Source organism: Paenibacillus tundrae (assembly GCF_036884255.1).
Classification (GTDB): Bacteria; Bacillota; Bacilli; order Paenibacillales; family Paenibacillaceae; genus Paenibacillus.
In genome coordinates this window covers 2,267,933-2,279,573 of the sequence record NZ_CP145605.1, presented here as the reverse complement: position 1 = coordinate 2,279,573, position 11,641 = coordinate 2,267,933, and the positions used below count along the sequence as shown (strand labels likewise).

Genomic DNA, 11,641 nt, shown 5'->3' with positions numbered 1-11,641 from the left:
TTTATCACTTTTCTGGCGAAATTTCTTCGCTATTATTGCAATATTTATCTCTTATTTTACACAATCACAGTTTCGTCTTGATTAATTCAATCTTTTCATTCAACTACATTTACTGTACCCGCAATTGCTACACGTTTTGCATCCTTCCAGATTGATTAGGGTTGCTGAACCACATGAAGGACATAAGTCTCTCGATTCAGTAATAGAAACACGCCCCGTTCCTCCTGTTGATTCAAGCGTAGCAGCATGGTTCGTGTCCTTGATTAAATCTTCTCTCCATGTCTCTACGTTACCCGTATCCGTTTGGAGGGAATCCGAATGACTGTGATTTATGCTTAAATTTGGCTCGTTCTCTATACCTTGATTCTGTACATGACTTTCCAAAGCTTTGGCAACTGCATCTGCAATAGATTCAACCCGATTCACGCCAAATCCAATTGCTCCTGAACCTCCGATGCCCTTCAAGTGCTTAATGAGCAGTTCCACTTTATGTCCATGGTCACCGTACCGCAGAAACAGAGAGCAGACCCGTCCAAGAGCCTCTGCCATGGCAAATACATCTGAACCTGCTTTACCTACATTTAGGAAAATCTCGGCTGGAATACCTTCTAGGTCATTGATCGTAATATAAGCCATTCCAAATGGGGTATTAATTTTGTAAGTGGCTCCACGCAGCACCTGAGGGCGGCTTCTGTACTGTTTATCCAGCACTTTGGCAGAGGTGGCTGCTACATCCGATCCAACTACTGTCTCTAATCCTGCTTTTGCTTCTGACGTAGATTCTTGTGTATTCAATGCCTTTTCTTGCATTTCGTGTGCTTCCTGTGCTTTTGCCGCTACTTGTCGTTCTTCCTTTACCTCTTCCTTCTTCGAAGTGGATAACACCTGCACATCCCTACTACCATCTCGATAGATCGTAACCCCTTTGCAACCCAGATCATAGGCAAGCTCGTAGAGCTGCGCAGTATCTTCGACCGTAAAATCGGCTGGACAGTTAGCTGTTTTGGATATAGAGCTATCCACCCACTGCTGAATGGCTGCTTGCACGCGAATATGATTCTCAGCGGATAGATCCATCGCGGTTACAAAGTACGCTGGAAGTGACTCATCTGGATGGGCATCCAGCCACTCCTGTGCAATCGGTACAAACTGTTCATCATAACCAAGCCGGCTCTGACGGAAATACTTAAAAGCAAAGTATGGTTCAATACCTGTTGATGTACCCACCATCGTTCCTGTACTTCCAGTCGGAGCCTGAGTGATTAGGGTGACATTACGAATGCCCTGTTTCCGTATAGCCTCCCCCACTTCCGGATACGTCGCAACCATATTTTTCATAAAACCGCTCTGCAGATATGGTTCTACTTCAAAAGCAGGGAACGAGCCCTTCTCAGCCGCGATCTCTGCCGATGCCAGATAGGCTTCCTTCGCAATGAATCCATACAGCTTATCTAGAAACTCCAGTGACTCTGGGCTGCCATATCGAATACGAAGTTTGATCATTAGCTCTGCGAGTCCCATCGTGCCCAGCCCCACCCGACGTTCATGCTGCTGGTTCTGTCTATTCTCTTCAAAATGATACGGCGTCGCATCAATTACATTATCCAAAAATCTCGCCGAAACACGTGTAGTCTCCGCCAGTTCTCCCCAAGCTACATCATCTGCATCTGCGTCATAGAATTTGGATAGATTGATTGCTGACAGATTACATACCCCCCACCCTGGCAAGCCCTGTTCTCCACAGGGATTCGTACAGATAATCGGGTTGAAATACCAACTGTTCGACATTTGATTGTAGTACTCCATAAATACAACGCCTGGCTCTGCGGATTTCCAAGCAGATTCAATGATAGTACGCCAGATGTCCCGGGCTTTAACTGTACGATATGGAATGACAGAGCGACCAGCATCTCTCCATTTCTGAAGGTCTCCGTTCCACTCGTTATCATAATTGGGGTCAGTTGTATCTGGAAAAACAAGCTCCCAGTCACCGTCCTGTTTAACGGCTTCCATAAATCCATTACTTACACATACGGATAGGTTCGCATTCGTGACCTGACCCATCGTTTGTTTCACCGTAATAAAATCAAGCACGTCAGGGTGCCAATCGTTCATCATCAGCATTAAGGCGCCTCGCCGACTTCCTCCTTGTTCAATCAGTCCGGTAGTATAACTGAACAAGCCACCCCAAGACACGGATCCGCTCGATGATCCATTAACCCCTTTAACAACAGCTCGGCGAGGTCGTAAGGAAGACAAATTAATCCCCACGCCACCTCCGCGTGCCATAATCTCAGTCATTTCAGTCAACGTTTTCATAATACCACCGCGGCTATCCTGCGGCGAAGGGATAACATAACAATTAAACAGCGTGAGTTCATCACTTGCACCAGCACCCGCAGCAATCCGACCTCCTGGTACGAGCTTCCAATCATCTAATACCGAGCGGAATCGAGATTCCCATGTCGTTCGTTGTTCAGGGGTGAATTCAACGGAGGCCATCGCTTTAGCCAGGCGATCCCACATCTCTTCAGGTGTCTTTTCTATATTAAGCGTCAGCTTCTCTACATCCGTCTTGACGATCTCTCCGCTTCGGGTTCTCACTTGAACCAGCTGACCCTCACGTTCTATGATCTCCCCAACTTCCTTCGTTGGAAATTTAGGGTCATCCTTTGTTAATACCAATACAACATCCCCGACCTTTGCATGATTCGAATCTGCGTTCTTCCAGGCATATCGGTCTAGAAATATTTTCTCGCTTAGTCCCTCTAACTTGTGTGATCGTTTGTTCGTTTTCATCGCCACGCTCAGCCTCCCCGGAATAACAGTAACGGTTCAATTTTGCTCTACGATTAAATTATGACTAAACACCACATATAGTGATTATATTCAAGTATATTACACCATATATTGATTTTCCATGTGATTTATATCATAGCCGTTCCTCGCATTCATGAATACTCGGACAAGCTTCCTCAATCACCCTCAGACGTATGAATACGAACTCTGTGAACTTTTTGGGAAAATACAGCCGTGCATATAGAATTCTGAATCTGGTTATGAACTGTCTCTCATTCGTCCATACTATTACCTACGAATAAACGTCATCTCGAATGGCATGGGAGGTAGCAGCATGAACCGGAAAAATCCGCTCCACAGCAAACAGACTATATCCGAAATGCCGGTACCACTGGAGTTTGATCGAAGCTGGCTTACCCAGCTTGAATCCCGTTTGGATAAAGGGGGGCCTTGGGGAGATTATCGACTCTTTCAATTAGGTATTCAGGCCGAAGAGACGAATCTAATTCCGAATTTTGACGAAATCCAATGTTTGAAGCATTTGCAAGGTCTGACCCCACTCCCTCACCAGATGGACACGGCGCGCAAAGTGTTATTTGAAATGTCTGGCCGAGCCATTCTCGCCGACGAAGTGGGACTGGGTAAAACGATTGAAGCCGGCCTTATCCTCAAAGAATATATGGTTCGTGGTCTTGTATCCAAAGTGCTTATCCTTGTCCCTGCCTCACTTGTACTGCAGTGGGTACGAGAGCTGAATTCGAAATTCGGCATTCCTGCCGTTGCTCAGAAAAAAGCATACTCCTGGCAAAATGAAGTTGTTGTTGCTTCCATGGACACTGCCAAGCGTGATCCGCACAAAGACATGTTACTGAATATCGATTATGACATGATTATTATCGATGAAGCTCATAAGCTCAAAAATAAGAAAACAACAAACTATCAATTCATGCTCAAATTGCGCAAAAAATACTGTCTCTTGCTTACAGCGACACCGGTGCAGAATGACATGAGTGAACTGTTTAATCTGATTAATCTGCTCAAGCCGGGTCAGCTTGGCCGTCAGGGTGATTTTGCCGCCAACTTCGTCGTGGATAAGCGCGTTCCGAAAAACCAAGAACAGCTTAAGGATGAATTGTCCAAAGTCATGATCCGTAACAGACGCGGCGAAGGGCCTGTTCAGTTCACCAAGCGGAACGTCTCCAACGTCAATCTGCAACTATCACCCGAAGAACAGGCACTATATGACGGTGTGACCTCGTTTGTGAAGGACCAGTATCAGGAAGCTGGTGGCAATCTGAGCAGCATGCTCTCACTCGTTACATTACAACGAGAAGTATGTAGCAGTAGGGATGCTGTATTCGTAACACTCGTCAACCTGTCGAAGAAGCTTCCACTCGACTCCCCTCTTCGCGACAAAATCTGGGAACTCGTTGCTCATATCAAAGCGATTAAGGAAAATACCAAAGCTGAGAAAACGATGGAACTGATTCGCAATATGAATGAGAAGGTAATCATTTTCACTGAATACCGGGCAACGCAGGAGTATCTCCTTAATTATTTTCGCAATAACGGACTTACTGCTGTACCCTACCGAGGCGGCATGAACCGGGGGAAAAAGGATTGGATGATGGATCTGTTCCGTGGACGGGTTCAGGCCATGATTGCAACCGAAGCCGGCGGTGAAGGCATTAACCTACAATTCTGCCACCATATGATTAACTTTGACCTGCCTTGGAATCCCATGCGGGTGGAGCAACGAATCGGACGGGTACACCGGTTGGGACAGCAGAATGACGTTAATATCTTCAATCTATCCACGACAGGCACCATTGAAGAGCATATTTTGCATCTACTACATGAGAAAATCAACATGTTTGAGATGGTGATCGGTGGACTAGATGTTATTCTGGAGCGGCTTGAGAAGAAGGAATCCATCGAGAAAAGCTTAACCAAAATTTTGCTGGAATCGCAAAATGAAGAGGATCTACGTCTCAAGATGGATTCACTAGGACAATCACTGAACTCCATCCAGCGCGAGGTCGCAGATGAAGTGCCTTTGATTACCAAGCTCGATCTTCGTAAAGGAGGAGGCTAACCTATGACCATGTCACCCCACGAGATTCAGGCTTATGTACTTACCTATCTCGAAGCCTTGGATTGTCAGATCATAGAACGCTCTCCCGCCCATGTGACGGTTAAACTCTCACCCGAGGCTGATAAAGCGCTGACGAATCGACCGTACTATTGGGGATTTGTGGAGCGCACTGGCGCACCAGCAGAAACCATGTCATTTACGTTTGTATTTGATCCGGAAGCTTATAAGCAAGCCATTGAGGCAGCGGAAGCCACAGCAGCACAGGCGAGCTCTTCGAATGGATCTGGTGCAGCCAGTGGCGGAACCAGTACCAGCATCCCTGGTGCTGAACCTGCAAAAGAAACCATTCTAGGACGTTACTTTGGCATAACGCCGTCTTTACCGCAATTGGGACCAGGACGGATTTTGCGTGAAGACGTCGTTTATGGCAGCCGCCGACTTCAGCAAATTTTTGATGCGGCACGTGAGGGCGGGGCTTTTGTTAATCTGTTCGAACAAGCGGCCAAACGACAATTGCGAGCGACAGCGCCGGCCGTTTATGAGCCTTGGCTAGGCGTTTGCTTCAAGGTGGAATTCGCCTGTGATCTGAAACGGGAGGAACTTCATTTTCTCGGCATCTCTCTTCGCTCCGGTGAGATCATTGAACAATTCGGGGCAAAGCTTAACCGGCGCGATCTTAGCCCGCGATTGGCAGAGAATATGCATGCGCAGGCGGCCAAAATTTCATTATCTACTGCCGGAGCAGCGTTAGAGTCCCATCTCACGAACCGTTTGCTTGAGCTTGATTACGGCTGGGCAGAAAAAGCCAAAGAACGGCTTGCACTGGAGCTTGACGTTGTAGATACGTATTATGAAGCTGTGTTGCGCGAGGAGATGCCTGAGATAGAAACTACGAGCACAACTGACTCTGACAATCAACGTGCCGTTTCAACGCCCGAACCTTTCCCTTTACGAACAAATGTAACAACCGATTATGCGGGGGCGAACCATCGTATTCGTGAGGATGTAGAGCAGGCAGCAGAGCCAGCTGCTCCGTTAGAAACTGAGGCAGATCCGGAGCAAGAAAAAGCCAAACAGGCGGTCATTGACCGTGAGGCGATGAAACTGCAATATGAGACACGCCGAACTGAAATGATCTGGCAATATGAACCCAAAGTGAAGGTGACCGCTATTAGCAGCGGCATGTTTCACTTAAGATAGACGAAGACACTACTTTTCCTGCAAATGCTGGCAAAAGTAGTGTTTATTCATAAGCAGTTGCCCGACAGGTTACAGCAACCTTTGCATAACTCGTCCCCTAGAATGAATATTAGCGTCGCATGCGCAACCAATACTCGTAGATACTTTTCATTCAGCGTATCTCGAAGAAGAAGGTGTTTATTTGGAACGAACCGTTACGCAACGGATCTTACTACAACGTATAACCTTGATCACTCTAGCTGTACTCAGTTGTGCAGCCTTATCTACTTTCTGGTCGACTGCAAGTGCCGAAGGTCGAAGCACTCCTTCGCTTGCTCCCATGTCATTAACTGATCTCGAAGACGACATCACTGCTCTCCAGCATGACAAGCTAGCTCCTATTGCTGTACAACAGTTTGCTCATGAGCACGCTCTTGCGCTTGGTTCAGTAGATGGGGAGTTCAACTGGAAGAAGGCTGAACTCAACTTTACGCCACTTGGGCCAGGTACACATAGCTGGCTCGTGCAAGCTACTTTTGAAGAGAAATTAATGGGGTATATGATTATTTCTGCCACAGATCAGGGACAATTGAAGCTTAGCGAATACGGATCAGGAGAACAGTCACCCTATGATCGCGAGCTGCTAAGCCATGCGTTAGAACGACAACACCTCAGCCTTACGATGATACATGCTGATGGAGGAGAGCTCGGGCTTCGTTATGCTCTTCCTCTACTTGCTTACTGGAAGGTAGAACGACCGAACCAAGAAGCTCTTTATATCGATGCCACTAATGGTGACCTTTTACCCTCAGAGACTTTGAGACAGATCGAGACGACTTCCAAACCAATGGTCATCATAGATACCGTAGCTTCCGCGACCTCATCCTGGCTTGTCGATTCTATTCATATGCGACCTACCTTTAACCCAATGGACAACCTGTTATGGATCACCTCCAAACCAGTGAAGCTCACCCGTGTGCAAGACTGGATTCAGCTTCATAAGGAGCTTGGAATTGTTTATTCAGCGAATGATCGAAATATTTTTTACGGTGGCCCTTTACCCATTAGTGGTTATCAGTTGTGGCATAACAAAGCTGAATCACAATCAGTTCTCTATGTAGCGATTGGTGGACATACTTCCACGCAACGATTCGTACCATTGGATACTCTATTGGAAGACGGACAATTCTATGTCGCTAACCCCTGAAATGATAGATTACGAGTTTCATGCAAAAATAGACGCCTTTTCCTGACCATACAGGAAGTGCGTCTATTTTGTATACAGACATCGTTTATTCAATGATCGATCTTCAGTAAGGTAACCGCTCCCGTCCATCTATTCCTTGTCTGAAGAGCTTCGTGTCCTCGAGTTCGATTCCACAGATTTTCCCTTCTTGCCAACCCACAGCGACACGGCAAACGGAATCATGCCAAACCATTTCATGGCCCATGGTTCCTTCTGTTTGGTACGCCCCTTCCGCTCATCCTTCGGAGTATCAATATAATGCACCACACGTTGCGTTATATATTTTACCAATTCATCACTTTTGGCCATACCCTCTGCCTCCCTGGCTCCATCATTTGACGAAGCTTACGATAGTTCTATTGTGTGCAGGAAGTGTTCTCGTTAAACATTTTTTTGTGAGCCACGTGTATGAAAATCGGCAGAATGCACAGTCTAATGCCAAAGCTATCCATCGAATCCCTAATATACACCAAACACCAAGATCATGAAGGAGTGTATGTCCCATGTATAAGCTGCTGGTTGCTTCGACCGCTTTGCTAGTTAGCTTGTTATGTCTTCCGGTTCTTCCACTTGTTCAGGGACAGGCAATCCAACCAGTTGGATCTGTTGCCCCCATCCAAGCTAAACCATCAACGAACAGTCCATCCATGTTACCAATAACCGACGGTGAAGCTTATCGCTCCAGCCATCATGCCTTCGCAGCTCCCGTAATCCTAATTGATGTAGGACATGGAGGAGTCGATGGAGGAACGTCAGCACAAGGTGTGCTGGAGAAGGACATTAACCTAGCTATAAGTCAAAAGGTTTATCTTCTCTTGCGCAGCAAAGGATATGCCGTCATCATTAACCGACTTGGTGATTATGCGCTCAGCGATGATAACCGCTGGCTTAACAGTCGCTCCCGGCATCGCAGAGATTTAGCACAACGCAAAAGTCTCAGCGAAGAAGTCAGCACGGATATCGTTGTCAGTATCCATGCCAATTGGAGTTCAAGAGCTGCAACACACGGTCCGGTGGTACTGCACCAAAAAGAAGGTAGAAGCTACCTCTTAGCACAATCAATTCAAGATGCCATGAATGACTTATATGGAACTAAACGGCAAGTTGTGTGGGGTAAACCCTTTTACCTGTTGAATTATGTGAAGCACCCTGCCGTCATTGTAGAAACTGGATTTCTGAGTAATGCAGCAGACCGAGCCAAAATAAGTGATCCTGCCGAGCAAAAGCGCATTGCTGAATCCATCGCAAACGGCATTATTTATTACCTGTCGGTAGTGTAGGCGCAATATGCCAATCCCACACCTCTCGCACCAGATCACCAATACCTACAAATTCAATCTGTCCCTGTAGTTGGGTGACGGTTTCACGAAGAACAGCAGATGTGTTAAGTCCCGTGTGACCCACATGACCGATGACTACACAGCTTTTCTTATCCACGGCACGCTTAGCGGCCAGTTCCATTTGCTTGCGAATGTGCGGCTTAGAGTTCTGGTCGTCTAAGAAGATGTCATTACCGACAGGTGGCATATTTTTGGACGCTGCCAGTTCACCTACTACCGAGCGAAAATTGGTTCGACTGTCTACAAAAAAGAGACCTCGCTCTCGGCATACGTCCAACACAATCGACATGATCCGTTTGTCCGAAGTAATCTTAGAACCCATATGATTGTTCATGCCAATGGCATACGGGACATCATCAATTGCTTTTTCCACCCGTTCACGAACTTCCTCATCTGTTAGATTGGACGTAATTGCTCCAGGGCCCAGCCACTCCGGTTTTCCTTTCTTCGGCTCCATAGGCATGTGTACAATCACATCCATTCCCTTTTCATGTGCCGCAGCGGCATCTTTTTGAGTTGTTGGCAGAAAGGGCATGACCGCAACGGTCAGCTTGACTGGCATCGCCAAGATTTCTGCTGTACCCTTCATGTCATTACCTACATCATCAATGATAATTGCCATACGGTTATGAGGGGTTACGGATTGTTTAGGTTGAGCTGCCACATGCATCCGATCACGATTCGACAGTGCGTAAGCATTGACTGTATCCGCTTCTTTTGGCACCTGAGATGCCACCGTTATCTCTCCACCTGCCATACATCCCACGTTAACAAGTAGTAAAAGAACGAAGCCCCCCACTAACCGTGTATACCACTTGCTACTCACTTTCTTTTCCATGTTGATTCCCTCCCTTAGATCTTTGTTCTCATTGTTTGATATTGTAGGGAGTTCTATGTAAAAAACGGTTTGACGTAACTAAAGGAAAATTTGTAACTTCTGAATAGGGATAAAAAATGTCATCGATTCCCGATAATTTGAGATAAATTAGTAAAAGACCTGAAATTTGTCAGGTATTCAGTTCAACAATATTTTATTAAAATAAACAAAAGAAAGAATAAATTGATTTTCTTTCCTTTTATTTTCGAAAGGAGGTTATGTAAGGGCTTACAACTGAATCTAAGCAAAATTAAGATTTCATTGGTTTAGCAGTTCTCAGGATAACCATTTCGAGGAGGATGATCGCAGTGAAATTTAAATTCAAAAAAACCTTTAACGTTTTACTCGCCTGCTTAACGGCTCTGCCACTGATGTTAACACCCACACAAGCTTCGGCAGCAAGTGATGCTACCATTAATTTATCCTCGGAGAAGCAGCTCATCAAGGGCTTCGGAGGAATTAATCACCCGGTTTGGATCGGTGACTTGACGCCAGCTCAACGTGATACAGCCTTTGGCAACGGGCAAAACCAGTTAGGCTTCTCCATCTTAAGAATCAGTGTCGATCCTAATCGAAGTAACTGGTCTAAGGAAGTAGATACAGCCAAAAGAGCGATTGAACAAGGAGCTCTAGTGTTCGCCTCCCCATGGAATCCTCCAAGTGACATGGTCGAGACGTTCAACCGGAATGGCGATACGAATGCTAAACGTCTGAGATATGACAAATATGCTGCTTACGCTCAGCACCTGAATGACTTCGTTACGTACATGAAAGATAACGGCGTAAACTTGTATGCCATTTCCGTTCAAAATGAACCAGATTACGCTCACGATTGGACCTGGTGGACACCACAGGAGATCCTTCGCTTCATGAAAGAAAATGCAGGATCGATCCAGAACACCAAAGTGATGGCGCCTGAATCCTTCCAATACCTAAAAAACATATCTGACCCGATTCTCAATGATCCACAAGCGCTCGCGAATATGGACATTCTAGGAGCACATTTGTACGGTACTCAAGTCAATAACTTTGCATACCCACTCTTCAAGCAAAAAGGTGCAGGCAAAGAACTGTGGATGACCGAAGTTTATTATCCAAACAGTGATAACAATTCTGCAGACCGCTGGCCAGAAGCATTGGAAGTCTCCCATCACATGCACAATGCAATGGTAGAAGCAGATTTTCAAGCCTATGTATGGTGGTACATCCGTAGACAGTACGGACCGATGAAAGAGGATGGCACGATTAGCAAACGCGGTTATAATATGGCTCATTTCTCCAAATTCGTACGTCCAGGCTATCTGCGAGTGGATGCAACGAAAAACCCAGATACCAATACGTTTGTGTCTGCCTACAAAGGAGATAACAAGGTTGTCGTCGTCGCAATTAACAAAGGAACTTCTGCAACCAGTCAGCGATTTGTCCTGCAAAATGGTAACGCCTCTACTGTATCCTCATGGGTAACGGATAGCAGCCGTAACCTAGCAAGTGGAGCACCGATCAATGTGTCTAACGGCGCATTTACTGCACAGCTTCCTGCTCAAAGTGTAACCACATTTGTAGCGAATATCACTGGGCCAGGAAGTGGTAACACAAGTGGTACAACGTATGAAGCTGAAACAGGAACTACCCTAACTGATGCTGTAGTTGAGACAATCTACCCAGGTTACACCGGCTCGGGGTATGTTAATTTCAATGCACTAACGAACTCTGCCATTCAATGGAATAATATTAACAATGCGACAAGTGGTACCAAAAACGTAAAGTTTCGTTATGCATTAGAGAGTGGCACGCGTAACCTCGATGTGTACGTTAACGGAAACAAAGTGATCAGCAATACCTCTTTTTCAGCAACAGGAAGCTGGTCGACATGGGGCGAGAAAACCATTCAGGTACCCATGAATTCTGGAACGAATACCATCAGAGTTGTAACAACAGGTACAGAAGGGCCTAATATCGATAACATTACAGTTACAGCATCATAATACGTGTAGTAATATAATTGGCAAAAAATTGCCCAAGCCTGTGATTAGTCGTAGGTCGTTGTAACCGACAATGGATGGACAAGCTGTGAGATCCCCCATATGAGTTCAAAAAAAGGTTCC

8 protein-coding genes are annotated in these 11,641 nt (G+C 45.9%); 5 read left to right on the top strand and 3 right to left on the bottom strand.

Features of this window, described 5'->3' with window-relative positions; all coding sequences use genetic code 11:
• Positions 1–99: 99 nt before the first annotated feature.
• Positions 100–2,799: an adenosylcobalamin-dependent ribonucleoside-diphosphate reductase gene (locus tag V6W81_RS10340; RefSeq protein ID WP_338543008.1), complete on the bottom strand. Its 2,700-nt coding sequence runs from the start codon at positions 2,797–2,799 to the stop codon at positions 100–102.
• A gap of 334 nt (positions 2,800–3,133) precedes the next feature.
• On the opposite strand from V6W81_RS10340, the gene V6W81_RS10335 reads away from it, so the two are divergent.
• The 3 genes from V6W81_RS10335 to V6W81_RS10325 all read left to right on the top strand — a co-directional run bounded on the left by V6W81_RS10335 (position 3,134) and on the right by V6W81_RS10325 (position 7,280).
• The gene (locus V6W81_RS10335) at positions 3,134–4,894 is read left to right on the top strand and encodes a DEAD/DEAH box helicase (protein WP_145046096.1); all 1,761 of its coding nucleotides are present in this window, start codon (positions 3,134–3,136) and stop codon (positions 4,892–4,894) included.
• A 3-nt stretch (positions 4,895–4,897) separates the two neighbouring features.
• Complete coding sequence (locus tag V6W81_RS10330; protein WP_338543006.1) at positions 4,898–6,094, top strand: YqhG family protein; 1,197 nt, start codon at positions 4,898–4,900, stop codon at positions 6,092–6,094.
• A 181-nt stretch (positions 6,095–6,275) separates the two neighbouring features.
• Positions 6,276–7,280 (top strand): hypothetical protein, encoded by a 1,005-nt coding sequence (locus V6W81_RS10325; protein ID WP_338543004.1) that lies wholly within the window; start codon positions 6,276–6,278, stop codon positions 7,278–7,280.
• 129 nt (positions 7,281–7,409) lie between these two features.
• On the opposite strand, the gene V6W81_RS10320 is transcribed toward V6W81_RS10325, so the two are convergent.
• Positions 7,410–7,628: a YqzE family protein gene (locus tag V6W81_RS10320; protein ID WP_338543003.1), complete on the bottom strand. Its 219-nt coding sequence runs from the start codon at positions 7,626–7,628 to the stop codon at positions 7,410–7,412.
• Between the two features lie 194 nt (positions 7,629–7,822).
• Between V6W81_RS10320 and V6W81_RS10315 the strand changes: the two genes are divergently transcribed.
• Positions 7,823–8,599: an N-acetylmuramoyl-L-alanine amidase family protein gene (locus V6W81_RS10315; RefSeq protein ID WP_145046088.1), complete on the top strand. Its 777-nt coding sequence runs from the start codon at positions 7,823–7,825 to the stop codon at positions 8,597–8,599.
• On the opposite strand, the gene V6W81_RS10310 is transcribed toward V6W81_RS10315, so the two are convergent.
• Positions 8,574–9,497: a divergent polysaccharide deacetylase family protein gene (locus V6W81_RS10310; protein WP_260985311.1), complete on the bottom strand. Its 924-nt coding sequence runs from the start codon at positions 9,495–9,497 to the stop codon at positions 8,574–8,576. The two genes, V6W81_RS10315 and V6W81_RS10310, sit on opposite strands and share 26 nt — an antisense overlap.
• A 338-nt stretch (positions 9,498–9,835) precedes the next feature.
• Between V6W81_RS10310 and V6W81_RS10305 the strand changes: the two genes are divergently transcribed.
• Positions 9,836–11,521, top strand: coding sequence for a carbohydrate-binding protein (locus V6W81_RS10305; RefSeq protein WP_338543000.1), 1,686 nt, complete (start codon positions 9,836–9,838; stop codon positions 11,519–11,521).
• Positions 11,522–11,641: the final 120 nt, after the last annotated feature.

Excerpts from the sequence above, each read along its gene's own strand:
- V6W81_RS10310 (WP_260985311.1), bottom strand. The coding sequence starts at position 9,497 with ATGGAAAAGAAAGTGAGTAGCAAGTGGTATACACGGTTAGTGGGGGGC.
- V6W81_RS10315 (WP_145046088.1), top strand. The coding sequence starts at position 7,823 with ATGTATAAGCTGCTGGTTGCTTCGACCGCTTTGCTAGTTAGCTTGTTA.
- V6W81_RS10335 (WP_145046096.1), top strand. The coding sequence starts at position 3,134 with ATGAACCGGAAAAATCCGCTCCACAGCAAACAGACTATATCCGAAATG.
- V6W81_RS10305 (WP_338543000.1), top strand. The coding sequence starts at position 9,836 with ATGATCGCAGTGAAATTTAAATTCAAAAAAACCTTTAACGTTTTACTC.
- V6W81_RS10340 (WP_338543008.1), bottom strand. The coding sequence starts at position 2,799 with ATGAAAACGAACAAACGATCACACAAGTTAGAGGGACTAAGCGAGAAA.
- V6W81_RS10330 (WP_338543006.1), top strand. The coding sequence starts at position 4,898 with ATGACCATGTCACCCCACGAGATTCAGGCTTATGTACTTACCTATCTC.
- V6W81_RS10320 (WP_338543003.1), bottom strand. The coding sequence starts at position 7,628 with ATGGCCAAAAGTGATGAATTGGTAAAATATATAACGCAACGTGTGGTG.